The organism is Metabacillus bambusae, from assembly GCF_017497975.1.
GTDB classification, from domain to species: domain Bacteria; phylum Bacillota; class Bacilli; order Bacillales; family Bacillaceae; genus Metabacillus; species Metabacillus bambusae.
Window position 1 is genome coordinate 301,371 of sequence record NZ_JAGDEL010000005.1, and the last position, 24,525, is coordinate 325,895.

General features: G+C 38.3%; 17 protein-coding genes and 2 rRNA genes. 3 read left to right on the plus strand and 16 right to left on the minus strand.

Annotated elements, in window-relative coordinates:
• Window positions 1-372: 372 nt before the first annotated feature.
• The 3 genes from murA to I7822_RS09895 all read right to left on the minus strand — a co-directional run bounded on the left by murA (window position 373) and on the right by I7822_RS09895 (window position 3,738).
• Window positions 373-1,662 (minus strand): UDP-N-acetylglucosamine 1-carboxyvinyltransferase, encoded by a 1,290-nt coding sequence (gene murA, locus I7822_RS09885; RefSeq protein ID WP_207977483.1) that lies wholly within the window; start codon window positions 1,660-1,662, stop codon window positions 373-375.
• 667 nt (window positions 1,663-2,329) lie between these two features.
• Window positions 2,330-3,187: a class II fructose-bisphosphate aldolase gene (locus I7822_RS09890; protein WP_207977485.1), complete on the minus strand. Its 858-nt coding sequence runs from the start codon at window positions 3,185-3,187 to the stop codon at window positions 2,330-2,332.
• 176 nt (window positions 3,188-3,363) lie between these two features.
• Window positions 3,364-3,738, minus strand: coding sequence for a response regulator (locus I7822_RS09895; protein WP_207977550.1), 375 nt, complete (start codon window positions 3,736-3,738; stop codon window positions 3,364-3,366).
• A gap of 501 nt (window positions 3,739-4,239) precedes the next feature.
• Here I7822_RS09895 and I7822_RS09900 point away from each other — a divergent pair.
• Entirely contained in the window at window positions 4,240-4,782 is a 543-nt protein-coding gene (locus tag I7822_RS09900) for a DUF2529 family protein (RefSeq protein ID WP_207977487.1), read from the plus strand.
• 247 nt (window positions 4,783-5,029) lie between these two features.
• Here I7822_RS09900 and pyrG read toward each other — a convergent pair whose 3' ends face one another.
• The 9 genes from pyrG to I7822_RS09945 all read right to left on the minus strand — a co-directional run bounded on the left by pyrG (window position 5,030) and on the right by I7822_RS09945 (window position 19,095).
• Complete coding sequence (gene pyrG / locus I7822_RS09905; RefSeq protein WP_207977489.1) at window positions 5,030-6,637, minus strand: CTP synthase; 1,608 nt, start codon at window positions 6,635-6,637, stop codon at window positions 5,030-5,032.
• 281 nt (window positions 6,638-6,918) lie between these two features.
• Window positions 6,919-7,467 carry a DNA-directed RNA polymerase subunit delta gene (rpoE, locus tag I7822_RS09910; RefSeq protein ID WP_207977491.1) on the minus strand — a complete coding sequence of 183 codons (549 nt, stop codon included), beginning with the start codon at window positions 7,465-7,467 and terminating at the stop codon, window positions 6,919-6,921.
• Window positions 7,468-7,869: 402 nt separating this feature from the next.
• A complete protein-coding gene (gene icmF / locus I7822_RS09915; RefSeq protein WP_207977493.1) occupies window positions 7,870-11,130 on the minus strand; it encodes a fused isobutyryl-CoA mutase/GTPase IcmF in 3,261 nt (1,086 codons plus the stop codon).
• 165 nt (window positions 11,131-11,295) lie between these two features.
• A complete protein-coding gene (locus I7822_RS09920) occupies window positions 11,296-11,919 on the minus strand; it encodes a TetR/AcrR family transcriptional regulator (RefSeq protein ID WP_207977495.1) in 624 nt (207 codons plus the stop codon).
• Window positions 11,920-12,048: 129 nt separating this feature from the next.
• Window positions 12,049-13,188, minus strand: a complete 1,140-nt coding sequence (locus I7822_RS09925; protein ID WP_207977497.1) for an acyl-CoA dehydrogenase — start codon at window positions 13,186-13,188, stop codon at window positions 12,049-12,051.
• Window positions 13,189-13,349: 161 nt separating this feature from the next.
• Window positions 13,350-14,498 carry an acyl-CoA dehydrogenase gene (locus tag I7822_RS09930; RefSeq protein WP_207977498.1) on the minus strand — a complete coding sequence of 383 codons (1,149 nt, stop codon included), beginning with the start codon at window positions 14,496-14,498 and terminating at the stop codon, window positions 13,350-13,352.
• A 160-nt stretch (window positions 14,499-14,658) separates the two neighbouring features.
• Window positions 14,659-15,507: a 3-hydroxybutyryl-CoA dehydrogenase gene (locus I7822_RS09935; RefSeq protein ID WP_207977500.1), complete on the minus strand. Its 849-nt coding sequence runs from the start codon at window positions 15,505-15,507 to the stop codon at window positions 14,659-14,661.
• 72 nt (window positions 15,508-15,579) lie between these two features.
• Window positions 15,580-16,758: an acetyl-CoA C-acetyltransferase gene (locus I7822_RS09940; RefSeq protein WP_207977502.1), complete on the minus strand. Its 1,179-nt coding sequence runs from the start codon at window positions 16,756-16,758 to the stop codon at window positions 15,580-15,582.
• 246 nt (window positions 16,759-17,004) lie between these two features.
• A complete protein-coding gene (locus tag I7822_RS09945) occupies window positions 17,005-19,095 on the minus strand; it encodes a (Fe-S)-binding protein (RefSeq protein ID WP_207977504.1) in 2,091 nt (696 codons plus the stop codon).
• 284 nt (window positions 19,096-19,379) lie between these two features.
• Here I7822_RS09945 and cls point away from each other — a divergent pair, with 284 nt between their 5' ends.
• Window positions 19,380-20,576 carry a cardiolipin synthase gene (cls, locus tag I7822_RS09950; RefSeq protein WP_372442138.1) on the plus strand — a complete coding sequence of 399 codons (1,197 nt, stop codon included), beginning with the start codon at window positions 19,380-19,382 and terminating at the stop codon, window positions 20,574-20,576.
• A gap of 34 nt (window positions 20,577-20,610) precedes the next feature.
• Entirely contained in the window at window positions 20,611-21,567 is a 957-nt protein-coding gene (gene uvsE, locus I7822_RS09955) for a UV DNA damage repair endonuclease UvsE (protein ID WP_207977506.1), read from the plus strand.
• A gap of 128 nt (window positions 21,568-21,695) precedes the next feature.
• Here the strand turns inward: uvsE and argS are convergent, their stop codons facing one another.
• From argS to I7822_RS09975, 4 genes are all read right to left on the minus strand, one after another.
• Complete coding sequence (argS, locus tag I7822_RS09960) at window positions 21,696-23,366, minus strand: arginine--tRNA ligase (protein ID WP_207977509.1); 1,671 nt, start codon at window positions 23,364-23,366, stop codon at window positions 21,696-21,698.
• Window positions 23,363-23,794: a YwiB family protein gene (locus tag I7822_RS09965; RefSeq protein WP_207977511.1), complete on the minus strand. Its 432-nt coding sequence runs from the start codon at window positions 23,792-23,794 to the stop codon at window positions 23,363-23,365. The genes argS and I7822_RS09965 overlap by 4 nt, the downstream gene beginning before the upstream one ends.
• Before the next feature lie 407 nt (window positions 23,795-24,201).
• Window positions 24,202-24,317, minus strand: a 5S ribosomal RNA gene (gene rrf, locus I7822_RS09970).
• A 79-nt stretch (window positions 24,318-24,396) separates the two neighbouring features.
• A 23S ribosomal RNA gene (locus tag I7822_RS09975) occupies window positions 24,397-24,525 on the minus strand; the annotation flags it as partial.

Consider the following 24,525-nt stretch of genomic DNA (forward strand, 5'->3'; position numbering starts at 1 on the left):
ATCAATCATTTTTGGAAAATCTATTTGAAGTTAGAGGTTTTCATAGGAGGAAAGCGAGATTTTGTTCCCTCACTTTCCAAAATGTAGATATCTTTATCTTTTTTTGGCTGTTTACGCAAACTTTGTTGCTATTTACTAAGTAGTGCGGTGGGTTGATTTCCGCGGAGCGGGCGGTGAGCCTCCTCGTCGAAACACCTGCGGGGTCTCACCTGTCCCGCTGCTCCCGCAGGAGTCTCGCAATCCGCTCCAATCAACCTTAAATAGTTTTGGTTTTAAAAGCAACATGCTCTTAGAAACGAGCCTTTTATTACTAAGTTTGGTTTTTCTTTAAGCTATGTGTTCCATCAACTGAACAAGGCATATGCGCTTTTCTTATGAATTTTGCAATTGCTCGATTTCTTTATCCGTTAATTTTTCACGCCAGATTGTAGCTCCTAGTCCTGATAGCTTTTCCTCTAACTGACTATATCCGCGATCGATATGCTCTAAACCAGTTATTTCTGTTACACCATCAGCCATAAGTCCTGCACATACAAGCGCTGCTCCTGCTCGTAAATCACTTGCTTTAACCCTAGCGCCTTGAAGTCTTGTTGGGCCAGAGACAATTGCAGAACGGCCTTCAACCTTTATTTTAGCACCCATTCTTCTTAACTCATCTATATGTTTAAATCTAGCCGAGTAAATTGTATCAGTTACAACACTCGTTCCAGTAGCTTTTGTTAAGAAAGATGTAAAAGGCTGTTGAAGATCAGTTGGGAATCCAGGGTAAACGAGGGTTTTAATATCAACAGCTTTTAGTTCCTTTTGACCACCAATAATTAATATTTGATCATTGCTCGTTTCAATATGAAGACCCATTTCTCTTAGCTTTGCAATAAGTGATTCTAAATGAAGTGGGATGACATTATCGATCATCACTTCTTTTCCCATTGCTGCTCCGATAATCATGTAAGTTCCAGCCTCAATCCGATCAGGAATAATTGAATGACGGCAGCCATGCAGTCTCTCGACTCCATCGATTCGAATGACGTCTGTTCCTGCCCCTTTAATTTTCGCCCCCATGCTCGTAAGCAATGTTGCTACATCAATAATTTCTGGTTCTTTTGCAGCGTTTTCAATAATCGTTCTACCTTTTGCTAAAACAGCAGCAAGCATAATATTAATTGTTGCTCCTACACTTACAACATCTAAATAAATTCGCGCACCACGCAGTTCATCTGCACGCAAATAGATAGCACCTTGTTCATTCGTTATTTGCGCACCTAATGCTTCAAAACCTTTAATATGCTGATCAATTGGTCGCGGTCCTAGATGACAGCCACCAGGAAGGCCAATAACTGCTTTTTTAAAGCGGCCAAGCATTGCTCCCATTAAATAATAGGATGCTCGTAGCTTCTTAACTTTTCCATTCGGCAAAGGCATTGAAATCATCGATGATGGATCAACTATCATTTCATTATTTTTCAATAGCACCTTTCCACCGATTTCCTCCAATAAATCTCCAAGTATATTTACATCAGAAATGTTTGGTAATCCTTCGATTGTGACTGGTGATTCAGCTAATATGGTTGCAGGAATTAAAGCTACTGCACTATTTTTTGCCCCGCTTATATTTACTGTACCTTTCAGTAAATCTCCACCGGCAACTTTTAACTTTTCCATAATAGTCTCCCTTCTTCAGAAGTTGACTTTCCGGAATAAACATGGAGGGTGAGCCTTGCGCAATTTTCGCACATATATGTATTTCACTTCACACGAAACACGCTTAAACATTCATTAGCCATCATGTTTTCCGAATAAAACATCTCTTGTCAACAAATATTTCGGATTTAAAGCTTCGACAAGCTTGAGGTGTCGCCAAGCTCTCATGGCGATAGCCTTTTTTCTTTTACGATCATCCATTTTGATGATAGTAAAAAAATACTAGCTGTTTATCTCTTTTATTTCCTTTTATGCCTTAGTAAATACATCACAATACTAGATAAGTGAAACTTCCTTTTAATGTGGGTTTCTATGATTGCTTTCACCTAAAGTTTAATGATTGACTATTTATAAATAATCTCTCTTATTATTAAACCATCTATTAAGCAGGACAACAATGTTTAACTTAAGAATTCTTCTTGGAATTTGGGATGGGTGATGTATATTACTATCGAAAGGAGGAGGAATTAACAAAACGGACAAGCTTATTCTTGTCCGTTCTCTATAAGTCTATTATCTCTAGTCAGCTAGGTTAAGGTTAGAGAAGGTCTTTACATTACTTGTTAGCGCTTTCTTATTATTCAGAATATAACCGCCTCTTACAAAAGGCGGTTATATGAAAAGCTTATTATGCTTGGTTTGAAGAACCAAATTCGCGCATTTTGCCCATTACTGTTTCTTTAATCGCGTCACGAGCTGGTCCTAAGTATTTACGTGGATCATATTCATCTGGTTTTGCAGCTAACACTTCACGAACCACTTTTGCAGAAGCAATTTGGTTTTCAGTGTTAACGTTGATTTTCGCTGTACCGAAAGAGATTGCTTTTTGAATATCGCTTGTTGGAATACCAGTACCACCGTGAAGTACTAATGGCATATCAGTTAGGTTAGCGATTTCTTCCATCTCTTTGTAACCTAAGTTCGGCTCACCTTTGTATGGTCCATGAACAGAACCAAGTGCTGGTGCTAAGCAATCAATACCAGTACGTTTTACAAGTTCATTACATTCTTGTGGATCTGCATAGATTACGCCTTCTGCTACAACATCATCTTCTTGTCCACCAACAGTTCCTAACTCAGCTTCAACAGAAACACCTTTTGAATGAGCATATTCAACAACTTGTTTCGTTGTTTCAACATTTTCTTCAAACGGGTGATGTGAAGCATCAATCATAACAGATGTAAATCCAGCATCAATTGCTTCTTTACATTTATCATAGCTTGAACCATGGTCAAGGTGAATCGCTACTGGTACAGTAACTTTGTAATCTTCTAGTAGACCTTCAACCATTTTTACAACAGTTTTAAATCCACCCATGTAGCGTGCTGCACCTTCAGAAACACCAAGAATAACTGGTGATTTCTCTTCTTGAGCTGCTTGTAGGATCGCTTGAGTAAACTCAAGATTATTTAAGTTAAATTGACCTACTGCATATCCTTTGTCTTTTGCTGTTTTCAGCATTTCTGTCATTGAAACTAAAGGCATGTCGAAAAATCCTCCTAATGAACCTTATTTTCTGATACAGAAAAGTATATCATACCTAGCTTGACCAGAATATTCACTAATATGTAGAGTCTGCATGATACTTTTCACATCTAATAGCATACCAATTTCTTCGAAAATCAGCAACAATTCGACAGATATTTGGTTAATATAATGTTTTAGTTCGTTTTTAACGGTAAATATTTCTTTACTGCATCACGAATTTCATCGATATCAAAAGGTTTAGCAAAATGCGTCAATGCACCTAAATCCTTCGCTTCTTGAATCATATCTAATTCTCCATAAGCAGTCATAATGATTACACGAATATCTTGGTCAATAACTTTCATTCGTTTTAAAATTTCGATCCCATCCATTCCCGGGATTTTCATATCTAATAATACTAAGTCTGGGGAATGCTTATCGACAATTTCTAGAGCTTGAAAACCGTTTGCTGCCTGAAATGTTTGATATCCCTCTTTTTGAAAAACTTCATTTAATAAAATTCGAATCCCATATTGGTCGTCTACAATTAATATTTTTTCCTTCAACATCATCATTACACCTCTTAGTTTATTTTTCCATACTTAACCCTGATGGCGTTATTTATGCCATCTTAAAAACGAAATAAATTTTGTGTTTTGCTATAAGCCCCAGGTGGAACAAGCTAGCTCATCACAAATTTTATAAACAAATTCTGTTTTTACTTAAACTAGCCGCTACCTTCTAACCAGTGTGGTCCGTTCTTTCCTTAAGACCGGAGATTTTTAACCAACTAACTTGGCTATTCAATAACATTCGCTCACATTGATGATTTAATTATCTATATCATAACTTAAGTAATTCTTTTCTTACTTATTATTTCCTGCAAAATCACTCGAATCATTTGTCGACAATTTCTGCTTATCATTGTCATATTTTGCTTAATCTATTTATTTTTAAGCAATATCCCATTTTCCTTACAAGTCTCACGGAGTTTGGTTTTCTTTTAGATTTTACTACTTTTCGTTATAATACCTTATACATGTGAAATGTGAAAGGAGAACCCGCTACTTATGATGAAAATTTTCACAACACAATTAACTGGTCACTTTAATCGAATACTAGACCAAGAAGAAATTAATATTGAAGATAGTGCAAGACTTCTTGCTCAAGCTTTAATCGGAGAAGGTACCTTATATATTTATGGGGTTAAAGAGCTCCATGGGATTGTCTTGGAGGCTTTAATGAGTAGTGAGCCCTTTAATCGTGCTGAGGCACTTCTAGATCAAGATGGACAAGTAAAAAAGCTTTCTTCAGAAGATCGAGTGCTTCTTTTTACGTACCGATCAACCGATGAAGAAGCAATCTCTATTGCCAAAACTCTTTCAAACCAGGGCGTGCAAACAGTTGGTGTTTCTGCTTTAGTTAAAAATGCGGATTTAGGTTTGGAATCTATTACAGACCTTCATATAGATGCTAAGCTACGTCAGCCATTAATTCCAGGTGATGACGGGGAAAGATACGGATTTCCTGCGTTAATGACATCGTTATATGTATATTATGCGATCAGCTTCACTATTAAAGAGATGTTAAATGAATATGAGGATGAATTCTAAGCAATTGGCGTTAGCCAGTTGCCTTTTTTATTATCTATATTGTAAAAAGTAAATTTTTTTTGCAACTTTCATGTAGTAATTTGCAAATTCAAAGGGGAATCTTGCAACTTTTAACCAAAATCTTGCAATCTCAGAAAACAATTTTGCAATTAACATACAAAAAAAAAGCTAACTTATCCTATTTAGATAAAGTTAGCTAAATTCTTATACTAAAAAAGCTATTTAGTTATTTTTTGTCAGGTAATTGTTAATTTTTACCTGATTCAGATAATGATGCACGAACAAAATCACGGAATAATGGTTGTGGTCTAGTTGGTCTAGATGTGAATTCTGGGTGGAATTGTGATGCCACAAACCAAGGGTGATCTTTAATTTCAATAATTTCAACAAGGCGTCCATCTGGAGTTGTCCCAGAGAAAACAAAGCCTGCTTCTTCCATTGCTTGACGGTATTCATTGTTAAATTCATAACGATGACGATGACGCTCATACACAACTTCTTCTTTATAAGCTTCATATGCAAGTGAATTCTCGATCAACTTACTTGGAGATAGTCCTAGGCGTAATGTTCCACCTAAATCCTCAATATCCTTTTGCTCAGGTAGCAAGTCTATAACTGGGTACTGTGTGTTAGGATCAATTTCAGATGAATTGGCACCTTTTAAACCTACTACATTACGTGCAAATTCAATTGATGCAACCTGCATACCAAGACATATCCCTAAGAATGGAACCTTGTTTACACGTGCATATGTTGTAGCAAGGATTTTCCCTTCTACCCCACGGTCACCAAAGCCGCCAGGAACTAAAATTCCATCGACATCTTCAAGCTCTTCCTTCATATTGTCTTCATTCAATGTTTCTGCATTAATCCATTTAATCTCAATGTCTGAATCATATTCATAACCCGCATGACGAAGTGCTTCTACAACAGAGATATAAGCGTCTTGTAATTCAACATATTTTCCAACAAGACCAATTTTTGTTGTTTTAGAAAGATTTGTCACACGTTGTACTAGTTCCTTCCACTCGGTCATATCTGCTTCATTACATTGAAGCTTCAAGTGTTTACATACGATAGAATCTAAATTTTGATCTTGTAAAGCCAATGGAATTGAATAAAGTGTTTCTGCATCACGGCACTCGATTACAGCATTTGTATCGATGTCACAGAATAAGGCAATTTTATCCTTCATATCCTGAGAAATCGGCATTTCATTACGAACAACGATCACATTTGGTTGAATACCTAAACTACGAAGTTCTTTTACACTATGCTGTGTTGGTTTTGTTTTCATTTCACCTGCTGCTTTAATATATGGAATGAGTGTACAGTGAATGTACATAACATTATCACGGCCGACATCACTCTTAATTTGACGAATTGCTTCTAAAAATGGTAAAGATTCGATATCACCAACAGTTCCACCAATTTCAGTAATAACAACGTCTGCACCTGTTTCTTTTCCAGCACGGAAAACACGATCCTTAATTTCGTTCGTGATGTGAGGAATAACCTGAACAGTTCCGCCAAGATAATCGCCACGGCGCTCTTTCTTTAATACTGTTGAATAAATTCTACCTGTTGTCACATTGTTAAATTTAGTTAGATTAACATCAATAAATCGCTCATAGTGACCTAAATCAAGGTCAGTCTCAGCGCCATCACCAGTTACAAAAACCTCACCATGCTGATATGGACTCATCGTTCCTGGATCCACATTTATGTAAGGATCAAATTTTTGAATTGTCACACTTACACCGCGGTTTTTTAATAATCTACCTAATGAAGCAGCTGTTATTCCTTTTCCTAATGATGATACAACTCCACCTGTTACAAAAATATACTTTGTCATGATTTTCCCCCTAAAGAAGCTATATATGTTTATTTTGTACAAAAACTTAAAAATCTTACTAGAAAAGCGAAAGCGTCTTGCTCAGCTACGTAGAAAAAAGAGCACTTCGCATCCACTAAAAAGGTTAAAAAACCTCTTATTTCTACATAAAAATAGAAAGCCCCCTTCCAAACAAGTTGAAAGGGAGCTGTAAATGTATAATAAATACAAAACGATTGCTTTTTTAAGAGCCCAAAATAGATTCTACCTAGTTGAAAAAAGAAAGTCAAGACGATTTACGCTTATTTTTCTTCCTCTTCATCATCTAGTTCGTCTTCATCTTCATCTTCATCATCTAAATCATAATCTTCATCGTCATCATCAATGAGATCATCATCATCATCGTCATCTAGATCTACATCGTCAATATCATCGAAATCATCATCATCGTCGTCATCGTCACTCGTGTCATCAAAGTCATCGTAATCTAGATCTTCATCAATGACATCGAAGTCATCCTCAAGTTCATCCTCGACACCTTTTTTCGCCTTTTTCTTTTTAGGCTTCGCTACTGGTACAATTTCTTCTTCAATTTGCTCATAAGGGTACCAAGTACGTAATCCCCACATATTTTCTCCTACACAAATAAAACGGCCATCAATATTAATATCTGTATAGAATTGAGCAATTTTTTCTTCTACTTGTTTTTTAGTTAACCCAAGAAGAGAAGAAACTTCCTCTACTAACTCACTAAAAATATACGGTTTTTTACCCTCTACAAAAAGTTCATAGGCAACCTCTACCATTGCCATTTCTTTTATTTGTTCGTCTGTTAATTGCTTTAGACTCAAAGCTCGGCACTCCCTTTCTAGGTAAATCATCTATTTAATACGTAAATATGTATAAATCTAAAGTCAAGTCTGCAAATCATACCATTCATTATAAACAAATTCTAGCAGTTTATGCCACATTTATCACGTAAAAAATATTCAAAAGTACTTTTTGCGGTTTGAATGGTTTTTATTTTTAATAGTAGGTCGCAAAATCTGGACTCTGACCACTGAATTCGGGGTGTTCTTGCAACTTTGAAGTGGAATCTTGCAAATATATGTACTTATTTTGCAACTTTAGTAGAGATTTTTGCAAGTTTGAGTAATAAACTTGCAATTTTTTCATTTTTTTTGCAATCTCCGCAAAACGAGATTAAAAACTCATGATTAGAAGCCTTCTAATCATGAGCGAGATAACAATTATTACATATTCCGCCTATACTGTCCGCCAACTTCGTAGAGTGCTTGTGTTATTTGACCAAGACTTGCTACCTTTACTGTTTCCATAAGCTCTGCAAAGAGATTACCATTTTCAATAGCGGTTTTCTTTAATCTCAGTAATGCCTCATCAACTTTCTTGGCATTTGCTTGTTGGAAAGCACGCAAATTATTAATTTGTGTTTCTTTCTCCTCTTTTGTTGCACGAGCAAGCTCCATATTATCAACAGATTCCTGTGATGGTGGATTAGGATTAAGGTACGTATTGACACCAATAATCGGAAGTTCACCAGTATGTTTTTTCATTTCATAATGCATTGACTCATCCTGGATTTTCCCCCGCTGATATTGGGTTTCCATTGCACCAAGTACACCGCCGCGTTCATTGATGCGATCAAATTCCTGAAGAACTGCTTCCTCTACTAAATCAGTTAATTCCTCGATAATAAAAGAGCCCTGCAGCGGATTTTCATTTTTTGTTAAGCCGTGTTCTTTTGTAATAATCATTTGGATTGCCATTGCTCTACGAACAGATTCTTCTGTCGGAGTTGTAATTGCTTCATCGTATGCATTTGTATGAAGGGAATTACAGTTATCATGTAACGCCATTAGAGCCTGTAATGTCGTACGAATATCATTAAAATCAATTTCTTGAGCATGTAAAGATCGTCCTGAAGTTTGAACATGATATTTAAGCTTTTGACTTCGTTCATTTGCTCCATATTTATCTCTCATAACAGTAGCCCATATTCTTCTTGCGACCCGACCAATCACAGTATATTCTGGATCAAGTCCATTGCTAAAGAAGAATGAAAGGTTTGGTGCAAATGAGTTAATATCCATTCCTCTGCTTAAGTAATATTCCACATACGTGAAACCATTCGATAGCGTAAACGCTAGCTGGGAAATTGGGTTTGCACCAGCTTCTGCGATATGATAGCCAGAAATTGAGACAGAATAATAATTTCTCACCTTTTGATCAATGAAATATTGCTGAATATCACCCATGAGCCTTAATGCGAATTCTGTTGAGAAGATACATGTATTTTGTCCTTGGTCTTCTTTTAGAATATCTGCTTGGACTGTTCCTCTTACAGTTTGTAGGGTTAAGGATTTTACCGCTTCATATTCGTGCTCGGTAAGGGATTGATTAAGCTCTACTTCTTTTTTCTCCACTTGCTGCTCAATTGCCGCATTCATAAACATCGCTAAGATGATTGGTGCCGGACCATTTATCGTCATCGACACTGATGTAGAAGGGGCACAAAGATCAAAGCCACTATATAGCTTTTTCATATCATCTAATGTACAAATACTTACTCCACTCTCACCAATTTTCCCATAAATATCTGGGCGATGTGCTGGATCTTCACCATATAAAGTAACCGAGTCAAAAGCTGTACTTAAACGTTTTGCAGCATCATCCTTTGATAAATAATGGAAGCGGCGATTTGTTCGTTCAGGCGTTCCTTCACCAGCAAATTGTCGTTTTGGATCTTCGCCTTCGCGTTTAAAGGGGAATACTCCAGCAGTGTAAGGGAAAGAACCTGGTACATTTTCTTTATAAAGCCAGGATAAAATATCGCCATCATTCTTATATTTAGGAATTGATACCTTTGGGATGGATAAACCCGATAATGATATTGTCTTTAATTTAGTGACAATCTCTCTGTCTCGAATAACGGTTGTAAACTCATCTTGAGCATATTTCTTTTTCATTTCTTCCCATTGCTTTAGATGTGTTTTAGATTGTGTCGTTAAATTCCCTTCAAGTCTTGCTTGTAATTCCTGTAAAGAGCGAATCACTTCTTCGTTTCCTTCTTGGCCTGTAAGAGTCTCTACGGTTCCTTTTACTTGAAAGAGCTTTGTTGCAGCATTTGCTTGTTCTTCTGATTGCTTGTGGTAATTTCTTACTGTTTCACTAATTTCTCGTAAATAATATCTTCTTTCTGGGGGAATAATTACGTTTTGTTTTTCAACATCATCCGCAACTGGCAAGGACGTTTGCCACTTTTTATTTGCCTTTTCATTAATCAGATCCAAAAGTCTAGCAAATAATGTGTTTGTGCCAAGGTCATTGAATTGACTAGCGATTGTTCCATACACTGGCATAGCATCAAGCGGCTGATCAAATAATTGTCGACTCCGTTGAAATTGCTTCTGTACTTGGCGTTTTGCATCCTCAGAGCCTTTGCGCTCAAATTTATTAATGACGATTAAATCTGCATAGTCGATCATATCAATTTTTTCTAGCTGTGATGGGGCACCGAACTCACTTGTCATGACGTAGAGAGATAGATCACAAATTTCCGCTATTTCAGCATCTCCTTGACCAATTCCACTCGTCTCAACAATAACTAAACCAAAGCCTGCACCTTTCACAACTGATATGGCGTCTTGGATGGCTAAGGAAAGCTCGGTTTTTGATTTCCGAGTCGCTAGGCTTCTCATATACACTCTTGGTGAAAAGATTGCATTCATCCGGATTCGATCCCCTAAAAGTGCCCCACCCGTTTTTTGCTTTGTAGGATCAACGGAAAGTACAGCAATATTCAAGTCAGGTACTTCATTTAGAAATCTTCGGATTAATTCATCAGTTAATGAGCTTTTCCCAGCTCCACCTGTACCTGTTATACCGATAACCGGTGCTTTTGATTCAAGTTGATTAACTTGCTTAAAAAGTGATTCAACACTAGCAGATGCTTCATTATGAAGAACCTTTGCTTCTGCATAAGAAATGAATTTTGCAACTGCTTTAGGCTCTCCTATTTTTAGATTCTCAAGGTCCATGTCACTTTCATTTACGGTTGAAAAGTCACATTCCTTTAACATGTAATTGATCATACCTTGCAGCCCTAATTCCCTACCATTCTCTGGTGAAAAAATCTTTGCAATCCCATACTCATGTAATTCTCTTATTTCCCGAGGAATGATGACGCCACCGCCGCCGCCAAAGAGACGAATATGTCCAGCTCCTCTTTCAGCTAAAAGATCATGCATATATTTAAAAAATTCAACATGTCCCCCTTGATACGAGGAAATGGCAATCCCCTGTGCATCCTCTTGAATAGCTGCGGATACAATTTCTTCTACTGATCTATTATGACCAAGATGAATGACCTCAGCGCCACTCCCTTGTAAAATACGACGCATAATATTTATCGAAGCATCATGTCCATCAAATAAGCTTGATGCCGTGACAAAACGTACTGGATGCTTCGGTTTGTAGATTTCGTTTGTTGTCATCTATATACCCCCCTTTTATTGTTTTCTGATACCTAGTTGTAAACTGAATGACTATTTATTGGCTTTGGATGAATTGTAGCTCTTGATGTGAAAGGCTAGAGATGATATTTGGTGATATCAGCGAACATCGATTTTCTTTTCATAGCATACTGTGAACAATGAGTACTATTTCTCACCAACACCTTGTAAAATCACCTTTGTTTGCAGCTCAATATATTGATCAATCGTATAGATTTTTTGGATCGTCCATCTTCTAAATGCCCACATTTGCCCTTGAACGATTATGTTATGGGAGATTAATTCTGCTTCTAGCTCTGTTAGTGTTAATTCACCATTTTTAATGCAGCTTTCAATAATCTTCTTAAACATTGCTGCCATTTCCGCTTCTTTTTTCAACACATATGGAAGTGCATCTTTTGATAAGGACTTTGCTTCCTGGTACATAACAAGAACTTCATCCTGCATGTCATCGACTACTTTAAAATAGTTTTTAATCGCTAGCTTTAAGCTCTCAATTGTTCCTTGCTTCGTGTCAATATCCTGTTCAAGCCGGATGTGTACTTGATCATAGATCGTATCGCAAACTAAATACAACACATCCTCCTTTTGCCGAATGTATTCATATAATGTCCCGATACTAAAACCTGCAGAGCGAGCAATTTCTCTAGTAGTCGTCCGGTGAAACCCCTTTTCTTTAAACAGGGTTACCGCACCCTTAACCATCTGATCACGTCGCTTTTCTATTAATCTCTCATCCTTGACAGATGCAAGCACCTCACGCTTTTTCATCTACCTTCCACCTATCTTATAGAGGTAAGTGGCGTGACCCGCTTTACCTCTTTTTATAAAGCTAAATTTGTTATACAAACATAGTGTAGTGCTTGCTCGTTTCACCCCTATTTAAAGTGGTGCCTTTGTTTATTTCGTTAACATACGGGAAATAACCAGTCGTTGGATTTCCTGTGTACCTTCATAAATTTGCGTAATCTTCGCATCCCGCATATAACGTTCAACCGGATAATCCTTTGTATAACCATAGCCCCCAAATACTTGGACAGCTTCAGTCGTTACTTTCATTGCAGTATCCCCAGCAAATAGCTTTGACATCGCTGATTCTTTGCCATATGGCAGGCCTTCTGATTCAAGCCATGCAGCTTGGTAGGTTAAGAGCCGTGCCGCTTCGATATTTGTTGCCATATCAGCAAGCTTAAAGCTGATTCCCTGTTGTGCTGCAATTGGTTTTCCGAACTGCTCCCGCTCCTTTGCATAAGCAACAGCTGCATCTAATGCCCCTTGCGCAATTCCGACTGCTTGTGCGGCAATTCCATTTCGGCCGCCATCTAATGTCATCATCGCAATTTTAAAGCCTTCTCCTATTTCACCTAACACATTTTCCTTCGGTACCTTACATTCTTCAAAAATGATCTCTGTTGTTGGTGAAGATCGAATCCCTAGTTTGCGCTCTTTTTTCCCTACAGAGAATCCTTTAAAGTCTTTTTCAATGATAAAAGCTGTTGTTCCTTTATGCTTACTAGACGGATCTGTTACCGCAAATACGATATAAATATCAGCAATACCACCATTTGTAATGAAAATCTTAGAGCCATTTAAGACATAATGGTCTCCTTCTAGTCTAGCATTTGTTCTCATTCCGCCAGCATCAGATCCCGAGCTAGGCTCAGTTAAACCGTATGCGCCAATTTTCTCCCCTAAAGCCATTGGTTTTAAGTATTTTTGCTTTTGCTCTTCTGTTCCGAACTTGAATAAAGGCCAGCCTGCTAAAGATGTGTGAGCAGATAATGTCACACCAGTCGATGCACAGACTCTTGATAGCTCCTCAACAGCAATGACATATGCTAAATAATCACTGCCGATGCCGCCATACTCCTCAGGCCATGGAATCCCTAGCAATCCTAAATCAGCCATTTTTCTGAAAATAACCATATCAAAACGTTCCTGCTCATCACGCTCAGCTGCTGTTGGTTCTACTTCCTTCTTCGCAAAGTCTCTAACCATTTTTCTTAACATTTCATGTTCATCAGATAACTTAAAATACATGTGATCATCCCCCGCATCATCTTACTTTTCCTTTGGTTCTGTTAAACTTGGTTGTTGATTTCCGCTGCAGGCGTTCGCTTTCCGCGGGCGGTCCGGGAGCCTCCCGCAGGAGTCTCACATATCCGCTCCAATCAACAAAGTGCAAAAAACAACAGTGAGCTTTAATTGAGCCTTTCTTTTAGTAGGTGCTTACTGATAACAATTCGTTGTATTTCACTCGTACCTTCATAAATTTCACATACCTTTGCATCGCGAAAATATCGTTCTACCGGATAGTCCTTTGTATAGCCATAGCCACCGAAAATTTGGACAGCTTCAGTCGCTACCTCCATCGCCGTTTTAGAGGCAAATAGCTTGGCCATTGCTGCCTGTTTTCCACATGGAAGGTTATTTCCCTTTAGGTACGCTGCTTGATAGACTAACAGCTTTGCCGCTTCCACATTTGTCGCCATATCTGCTAGTTTAAAAGCTATACCTTGCTTACTTACAATTGGTTTTCCAAATTGATGTCGTTCTTTTGCATATAATGTTGCCTTTTCAAGCGCTGCATCAGCAATTCCTAGCGATTGTGCTGCGATACCGATTCTGCCACCGTCGAGGTTTGCCATCGCAATTTTAAATCCTTGACCTTCTTCACCAAGAAGATTTTCTATAGGTACTTGGGCATTCTCAAAGATCAATTGAACGGTTCTAGAGCCGTTCAAGCCCATTTTGTGTTCATCTTTTCCGATTATTAATCCTTGAGCATCCTTATCAACAATAAATGCGGAAATCCCAGCGCTTCCAGATCCACTTGAAGTTCTTGCAAAAACAATGTACGTATCAGCTTCACCGCCATTTGTGATAAACATTTTTGAGCCATTTAATAAATAATGATTTCCATTTTTAACTGCACGGGTTTTCATGCTAGCGGCATCTGAGCCAGAGCTTGGTTCTGTTAGGCAAAACGCTGCTAATTTCTCACCCTTCGCTAGCTTCGTCACATAGTTTTTCTTTTGCTGCTCTGATCCGAACGCTAAAATCGGGAGGGTTCCAACTGATGTATGAACAGAAAGAATCACTCCTAGTGCCGCACTTACTTTTGAAATTTCATGGATTGCGATCATATATGAAGTAAAGTCCATGCCAGCGCCCTCGTACTCTTGGGGAATAGGGATTCCCATTAGCCCAAGCTCTCCCATTTTTTGTAGGATCACCCGCGGGAATACTCCCTTTTCCATACTTTCAACAAACGGCTCTATCTCAGACTTTGCAAATTCGCGAACCATCTTCCGCATCATGATTTGTTCTTCTGTAAAATGTAATTTCACTTGATGCCACCCCTTTGGAATAGGTCAAACCATATTAAACGAATTCAAAAAGCCAACAAGCTGAAAGCAAGAAGGTCACACAGTTTTGCGGGCATTCAAACCGAAAAAACCTAGCAACCCAGTTCGCTGCTTATCATTTGGTGACTTTTTAAAATAACCTCTAATAGCTATAAAATCCTCTACCTGTCTTCTTCCCTAACCATCCTGCCTTAACGTATTTACGAAGTAATGGGCATGGTCGGTATTTATCATCACCAAAGCCCTCGTGAAGTGTTTCCATAATAAAAAGACATGTATCTAGACCAATAAAGTCGGCTAATGTAAGTGGTCCCATTGGATGATTCATCCCAAGCTTCATGACCTTGTCGACTGCCTCTGGTGAAGCAACCCCTTCATAAACGGTATAAATTGCTTCATTAATCATTGGCATTAAGATTCGATTGGATACAAAGCCTGGAAAATCATTTACTTCAACTGGAACTTTATTTAATTTTTTCGTCAAGTCGTAGATGTTCTGATATACTTCATCAGCTGTTGCAAGGCCGCGAATAATTTCAACTAGCTTCATGACTGGTACTGGATTCATAAAGTGCATACCAATTACCTTTTCTGGGCGTTTTGTTGCCGCAGCAATTTCAGTAATCGGCAATGATGATGTGTTTGTTGCTAAAATGGCATGGTCTGGTGCTAATTGATCAAGCTCATGAAAAAGGGTAGTTTTCACATCCATTTTTTCAACAACTGCTTCGATGACGATGTCGACTAAACGTGCGTTTGAAAGTTCTACAGAGGGTGTAATTCTTTGAAGTGTTTCATCTTTTTCTTGTGTTGATATTCGGCTTTTTTCTACTTGCCTTTGCAACTGTTTTTCAATGGAGTGATAGCCTCTATTTACAAATTCATCTTTTATATCATGTAGAATGACATCGAAGCCCTCACTTGCACATACTTGGGCAATACCAGAGCCCATTTGCCCAGCTCCGATGACCATTATCTTTTGAATGTCCATATCCATCCCCCTCTTGGTTTCAAATGGGGACAGTCCCCACAGAGCTATTGGGGACTGTCCCCCGTCACTAAATTACACTTCAATCATAATTGCGTCGCCTTGACCTCCGCCGCTGCAAATCGCTGCAACACCAACTCCTCCGCCTCTGCGCTTTAGTTCATGAATAAGGGTAATAATGATTCTTGCTCCACTCGCACCAATCGGATGTCCTAATGCTACAGCTCCACCGTTCACATTGACCTTTTCTGGGTCAAGATTTGAAATTTGGTTAGCTGCTAATGCAACTGTCGCAAATGCTTCATTAATTTCAAATAAGTCAATGTCGCTTACAGATTTTCCTGTTTTCTTTAAAAGCTCATTAATGACAAGTCCCGGCGTTTTTGGAAAATCCTTCGCTTCTACTGCAACTGCTGTATGTCCGATGATGGTTGCTAGCGGCTTAAGTCCTTCCATTTGCGCCTTGTCGTCACTCATGAGTACAAGTGCTGCAGCTCCATCATTAATTCCCGGTGCATTACCTGCTGTAATTGTACCGTCATGGTCAAATACAGGTGCAAGACTTGAGAGTCGCTCAATTGATGTATCTTTACGCGGTGCTTCATCTTTTTCAACTACGATTGGTTCACCTTTACGCTGTGGAACCGCTACTGGTACAATCTCTTCACTTAGTAAACCAGACTCTTGTGCATGAACAGCACGCTGATGGCTTCTTAATGCCCATTCATCCTGTTGTTCTCGAGTAAGATTTAATTCAGCAGAGGTACTGTTTCCGTATGTGCCCATATGGACACCTGTGAAACTACAAGTTAGCCCATCATGGATCATTAAATCCTTTACAGTACCATCACCCATTCTTAGTCCAAAGCGCGCCTTTGGCAAAAGGTATGGTGCATTGCTCATCGATTCCATCCCACCAGCTACAATGACTTCCTCATCCCCGGCACGAATGATTTGATCTGCTAAAGTGACACTTCTTAACCCTGACGCACAAACTTTATTAATTGTCTCCGTTTTTACATTCCACGGAAGGCCTGCTTGCCGCGCAGCTTGGCGTGACGGTATTTGTCCTTGCCCACCTTGAAGAACATTTCCAAAAATCACTTCATTTACTTGTTCTCCAGCAACATTCGCACGTTTTAGCGCTTCTTTTATTGCAATGCCACCAAGCTCAGATGCCGTTAAAGTTGATAGTGCTCCTCCAAATTTCCCAACCGGTGTTCTTACCCCACTTAAAATCACTGTTTTTGCCATGTTATCTCTCCCCTTTTGAATTGATGGAATTGTTAGGGACGAATTATTGGGGACTGTCCCCGAACTGTTGATTTATGATTATTGGGGACTGTCCCCGAAATCGTCCCTTTTACTTACCAAACTTGTTAATTAGGATTTTTCTCACCCAACCAGTAACCGCTTACAATCTTAGCCTAGCTGACCGAACGCTCGCTCAACTTGTACTCATTGTCAAAGAGGGGACTGTCCCCCTCTTTTTATCCCTCTTTAAAAGATTGATTTCTCCAATAGTTCTGCTACATCATATGTGCTTACTTGCTCTTCTACTTCTTTAGCTTTTGTTCCGTCGCTTAGCATTGTTAAGCAGTATGGGCATCCTGAGCTGATGACAGTTGGGTTAGCAGCTAGGGCTTGCTCTGTTCTTGCAACGTTAATACGACTTCCTGTGTCTTCCTCCATCCACATTAAGCCACCACCTGCACCACAGCACATTCCTTTTTCACGATTGCGTTCCATTTCAACAAGTTTTACACCAGGAATCGCTTTTAAAATTGTTCGGGGTGCCTCGTATACTTCATTGTATCTTCCTAGATAACAGGAATCGTGGAAGGTAATGGTTTCATTAACAGGCTGTTGTGGATTCAATCTTCCTTCCTCCACTAATTTTGCAAGTAGTTCTGTATGATGATAGACTTCAGCTTCTAGACCAAAGTCAGGGTACTCATTTTTAAAAATGTTATAGGCATGCGGATCGATGGTGACAATCTTTTTCACATCATTTTTCACAAACTCATCGATGTTTTTTGTCGCAAGCTCTTGGAATAAAAACTCATTTCCGAGACGACGTGGTGTATCACCGGAGTTCTTTTCCTTATTACCTAGAATTGCAAATGTCACTCCTGCTTTATTTAGAAGCTTTGCGAATGATAAGGCTATTTTTTGACTACGATTATCATATGAGCCCATTGAGCCGACCCAGAATAGGTATTCAAACTCTTCACCAGCCTTGTTCATTTCTTTTACGGTAGGTACGATAACATCTTCACGAGCCTCACGCCATGTTTCACGCTCTTTACGGTTTAATCCCCATGGGTTGCCTTGACGTTCGATATTTGTCATTGCACGCTTTCCATCTGCATCCATTTTCCCTTCAGTTAACACAAGATATCTGCGCATATCAATGATTTTATCAACATGCTCATTCATCACTGGGCATTGATCTTCACAGTTCCGGCATGTTGTACAGGCCCAAATTTCTTCTTCTGTGATGACATCTCCGATTAAGGATGGATTGTAATCAACAGCGGCTGCTGCAGACTCTTGTGCGCCAGAACCTGCTGCCATCATTGCAATTTGATTCCCTTTTGTATTGTTAAAGGCTACAGCTGGTACCCATGGCTGTTTTTGTGTTACAGCGGCACCTGTAAGGGTTAAATGATCGCGCAGCTTAAGAATCAAGTCCATTGGCGAAAGAATTTTCCCAGTTCCTGTAGCAGGACACATATTTGTACATCGTCCACATTCAACACATGCATACAAATCAATTAATTGTGGCTGAGTAAAGTCTTGAATTTTCCCAACACCAAATGTTTCTTGTGTTTCGTCTTCAAAGTCAATTTTTTCAAGCTTGCCAGGATTTGAAACTCTGTTAAAATACACATTTGCTGGTCCTGCAATTAGATGGGCATGCTTTGATTGTGGCACATATACTAGGAATGTTAATAAGAATAATAAGTGAATCCACCATGCTATGTAGAAGACGACAATTGATCCAGTATCTCCTACAAAGCTAAGTAAAAAGGCTAAGGATGAGGCGATTGGCTCTGACCATGTAAGCTCATGTCCATGCCAGATAATTCCCATTCCATTGCCAAGAAGAACAGATAACATAAGTCCGCCAATAAAAATTAAGACTAATCCTGATTTAAAGCCACGTTTTAGTCGAACAAGTTTTTCAACATAGCGGCGATGAAACGCCCAAACGACCGCTATTAAAATCATGAACGTAATCAACTCTTGGAAAAAAGTGAAAGCCGGATAGAGCGGTCCTAGTGGTAAATGAGCACCAGGTATTAGACCTTTTATGATAAAATCAATCGCTCCAAATTGAACAAGGATAAACCCATAGAAAAACATGACGTGGATGATCCCGCTCTTCTTATCCTTTAACAGCTCTTTCTGTCCAAAAACATTCACCCATATTTTTTGGAGTCTCTCTTTTACCTCGCCATCAAATTCAACTTTTTTCCCTAGCTTAATGTAGGCCATTCTCGTTCGAATTAAGTAGATAAATAAGTGTACTGCGTAAGCGGTTACAATTAAGAATGCAATAAAATTCACCCATAGTAATGCATCCATTCCTTTTCCCCCAATCTCCCAGTTGTTGCAGGCCATTTATTACTTGGTAGTTCTCCCCTTTGTTCATAACACTTCTAAAATTCTGAATTTAACATTATACTACTATGATAATAAATGAATGAGCATTCAGTCAACACTTTTTCATACTGAATGTCTAAATGATTGTTACAAATGTATTCGATTGATTACAAAATATGCGTCGGTTGTACTAATACATAAAAAAAGCACCTCAAGCCAAGACTATTTTAAATATAGCTTGCTACTAGGAGGAATGAAATTTGAATATCTTCATTACCATATGTTTGATTATAGTGGCACTTATTTGTTGGTTCACAATCGATTATCATCTTGGAAGAAGAGATCATCTTTCAAAATCAAAATATACACAATATTCTCAGAAGAAAAGTGATATTAGCCTGTTTATCGACGGGGAAAAGCTATATGAGGACTTTTTTGAGCGAATTAAAAATAGTCAACATAGCATTCATATCTTATTTTTTATTGTAAAAAACGACGAAGTTAGTAACGAATTTCTTTCATTATTAGGTGAAAAGGCAAGCCAAGGAATTGAAGTACGCTTATTACTTGATTATGTAGGAAGCTTTAAGCTTAAAAAGCACAAAATTAACGAACTAAAGAATAAGGGTGTTATCTTTGCCTATTCACACAAGGTGAAATTCCCTTATATTTTTTACACACTTCAAGCTAGAAATCATCGTAAAATAACCGTTATTGATGGAGAATTCGCCTATTTAGGAAGCTTTAATATTGCAAGAGAGTATATTGGGAAGGATCCTAAATTCGGCTATTGGAGAGATTATCATCTTAAAATTACCGGTAAAGGGGTATCTGATTTACAAGAACAATTTTTTAAGGATTGGTATGATGCTACTGAGGAAGATAAACGTAAGGATACTCGTTATTTCCCTAGTCAACCTGAGGGGACACGGTCACATAAGTTTATTTCAACCTATGGAGAGCATTTGAATGAACATTTTATTTCATTCATTAGAGATGCCCAACAGGAAATCATTATTTGCTCCCCCTATTTTATTCCAGGCAAAACGATACTTAATGAACTATTAGCCGCTATCGCAAGAGGAGTAAACGTAAAAATTATGGTGCCGATGAAAGAGGATCATCCACTTGTTCAGGAAGCCTCCTATCCTTACTTTGGTAAGCTTTTACTTGCAGGATGTGAAATTTATCAATTTTACTATGGGTTTTATCATACGAAGTGCATCGTAATCGATGACCACCTTTGTGATATTGGAACAGCGAATTTTGATAAACGAAGCTTATATTTGAACGATGAAATGAATTGTTTAATCTTTGATCAAGAGTTTATCCAACAAGTTAAAAAGCAAATCAGTGAAGATTTTCGTCGATCTGAGCTTTTAACCTATGAGGCTTATAACAAGCGTTCCTATCTAAAACGGAGCAAAGAGGTATTCGCAACGATTATTTCTCATTTTCTATAAAGAGTTTCTTGATTAATATACAAGGAGGAATTGGATGATTATTCGATTTGGATATGTTTCACATGCTCTTTCTCTTTGGGATTGCTCTCCAGCAAAAGCATTAACGTTTACTCGCTGGAAAAAGCTTGATGAAAATGAGAGAAATCAGCAGCTTCTTTTTGTGACGAGAAAAAATCTTGAGCACACGCTACGAATGATTCATTATAATATTGCTCAAGAAATATTTTTGTATCGCTTTTCATCATCGATTGTGCCGTTAGCGACACATCCTGAGGTGCTTTGGGATTACAGAACACCCTTTAAGGATTTACTGGCTGAAATTGGACAACTTGTTAAGAAGTATAAGCTTCGTACTAGTTTTCATCCAAATCAATTTACACTGTTTACGAGTGATAAACCACATATCACTGAAAATGCAGTTGGTGATATGACTTACCATTATGACGTTTTAGACGCAATGGAACTTGCGGATGAAGCGATTATTAATATCCATGTTGGTGGTGCTTACGGAAACAAGCAAGCTGCAACCGAACGTTTTCACACCAATATTAAGAAGCTCCCTGATTATATTAAAAAGCGAATGACACTTGAAAACGATGATAAAACCTATACAGCAACAGAAACGTTAGCTATTTGTCAAAAGGAGAGAATCCCTTTGCTTTTTGACTATCATCATTTCATGGCTAATAAAGAGGATGATGAGGCTATTGAAGACTTGTTACCTGACATTTTTAAAACGTGGTCTTGGATTGGCATCCAGCCAAAGATTCATGTATCCTCACCTAAATCTGATACGGAATATAGAAGTCATGCAGACTATGTCGATGCTGAATTTTTAATGCCTTTAGTAAAGGTGTTGAAGGAAATGAATGTAGATTTAGACTTTATGATAGAAGCAAAGCAGAAGGATAGAGCAGCTCTAAAGCTATGTGAGGATCTTAGCAAAATTAGAGGTGTAAAACGGGTTGGCGGTGCGACGATTCAGTGGTAGCTGCATAGAATTAGGCAGTTGCAAAATTCATCTTCAAACTTGCAAAATTATTGGCTAAGATTGCAAAATTCCATTCAATTTCACATAAAAAAACTCAGATGAGCTTCCCATCTGAGTTTTTTTCATGATTACATTTTTTCAGGCGCCGAAACACCAATCAATGTTAGAGCGTTCTGTAATGTCGTTTGTGTTGCTTTCATCAAGCCGAGTCTTGCACGACTTTTCTCTGTATTTTCAGGATCTAACACCTTTTCAGCATTGTAGAAGCTGTGTAGTGTTGATGCTAAATCGTAAATGTAATTTGTGATGCGATGCGGGATTCGTTTTTGTGCTGCTTCTGCAACTGCTTGAGGGAATTCACCTAGTTTTTTCAAAAGGTCAAATTCCTTTTCAGATGAAATTTCATCAAGTTTCAAGTTGTCGTCATATGTTAAGCCTTGCTCTTCTCCTTGGCGAAGCATGCTGCAAATACGCGCATGTGCATATTGAGCATAGTAAACAGGGTTTTCATTTGATTTTGAAACAGCAAGATCTAGATCAAAATCCATATGTGTGTCAGCACTTCTCATCGCGAAGAAGTAGCGAACTGCGTCAAGACCAACCTCTTCAATTAAATCTCTCATTGTCACTGCTTTACCAGTACGTTTACTCATTTTCATTTTTTCACCGTTTTTATATAGGTGAACAAGTTGAATGATTTCTACTTCAAGTGTTTCCTTGCCGTAACCAAGCGCCTCGATAGCTGCTTTCATACGCGGGATATAGCCGTGGTGGTCTGCTCCCCATACGTTGATAAGCTTTGTAAATCCACGGTCAAGCTTGTCCTTGTGGTAAGCAATATCTGGTGTTAAATACGTATAAGAACCGTCATTTTTGATGAGTACACGGTCTTTGTCATCTCCAAATGTTGTTGAACGGAACCATGTTGCTCCTTCTTCTTCATAGATATGGCCCTTTTCCTTAAGTGCCGCAAGGGCTTCATCAATTTTCCCATTATGGTAAAGGGATGTTTCTGAGTACCATACATCAAATGCAACACGGAACTCTTCTAGGTCTGCTTTTAGCTTGCCCATTTCGTACTTTAACCCATATTCTCTAAAGAAGCCTAATCGTTCCTCACTGTCCTGCTCAGCAAATCTATCGCCAAATTCTTCAGCAATCTTTTTTCCAATTCCAATAATATCTGCACCATGATAGCCATCCTCAGGCATCGCAACTTCCTTACCCAAAGCTTGTAAATAACGCGCTTCAACTGAAAGAGCTAAGTTGTTAATTTGATTTCCAGCGTCATTGATGTAATATTCACGTGATACATCATAGCCTGCTTTTGCTAGAACATTACATAAGGAATCTCCAACTGCCGCACCACGAGCATGACCTAAATGAAGATCACCTGTTGGGTTTGCAGAAACAAATTCAACTTGAACCTTTTCATTGTTTCCAATATTTGTTTCACCATAGCTAGCCCCTGCTTTTAAAATAGATGGGACTAATTCTGTTAAATAGCTATTATTCATATAAAAATTAATAAAGCCTGGTCCAGCGATTTCAATTTTTTCGATCGAGCCTTTTTCTTTATCAAAATTTGCGACAATGTCATCCGCGATCATACGAGGTGCTTTTTTTGCAACACGAGCCAGCTGCATCGCCATATTTGTCGAATAATCCCCATGTGCTTTTTCTTTTGGGATTTCTAAAAGAACGTCCGGTACCTGTGCTTCTTCTGATAGACCTGCTTTGATCACAGCGGCCTTGATTTCATCCTTTAAACGTTCTTTTACTTGTTCAACGATATTCATTTTTGTTCCTCCTTATATGTCAACATTAGTTTATGTACATGCTTCTCTTTTTCATCTATTTGCAAATCATATAAAATAACGAGCTTACCTTCAAGCTCATGTGTTTCAAATGATAGCGATTTTGTATTTGTTTCTAGTTGAAGCTTTCCAAAAGGTGTAGAATAGTTTGTTAAGGTTTGCACATCTTGAATAAAGCGTTGCTTCATAGTAACAGCCCCTGAGCGCATCACAACAACCTCATTTTGCGTTACTTTTACTGTTGTTTTTACAAAACCAAGCTCATGCTCTTCTTCATATCGTAAATAAATGGTCTTTCCCTTTAGGACATACTCTCCTGTTGTGTGGACCTCAATTGTTTCTTTCTCATGATCGTGCTCATTGTGGATTTCCGATATAACATGGATTTGAACAGGTGTGCTTTCTGACATGTAGACACTCCCTTTTCATCATTCTTCTATAACTTTACTATTGTAAAGAACCATTTGCAACAACGCAAGAGATAACTTCATATATACTAGAAAAATATATGTTTATCTCTTCCATTAAGCCACTCAAGTCTTTCTCTTTTAGTGTGGTTCTATAATTATAAAAATTGTTTGAGGTTTAATTCTTTTAATGTGATTCTTCTAATTACCCTCTTCCTTTTACAATTATTACAAAATAGATATGTTATTTTCTTCAGCCCATTATGAAATATCACTAACTATTTATGTTATAAACCGTCCTTTTGAAATCCCAATTGGATGCAATTAGTAGCTATTCTATCTATTGAAAGTATTTAGTAAAAAAATTATACAAAAAAAGACCAGTATCTCTACTGATCCTTTTCTCACTTACCTGGCAACGTCCTACTCTCACAGGGGGAAACCCCCAACTACCATCGGCGCTGAAGAGCTTAACTTCCGTGTTCGGTATGGGAACGGGTGTGGCCTCTTCGCCATCATTACCAGATAAATATTAAATTGAAGGGTTATTCCTTCAAAACTAGATAACGATTCACAATTCAATTCACTTCATTTAACGCCTTTATTAGGTTAAGTCCTCGATCGATTAGTATCTGTCAGCTCCACACGTCACCGCGCTTCCACCTCAGACCTATCAACCTGATCATCTTTCAGGGATCTTACTAGCTTACGCTATGGGAAATCTCATCTTGAGG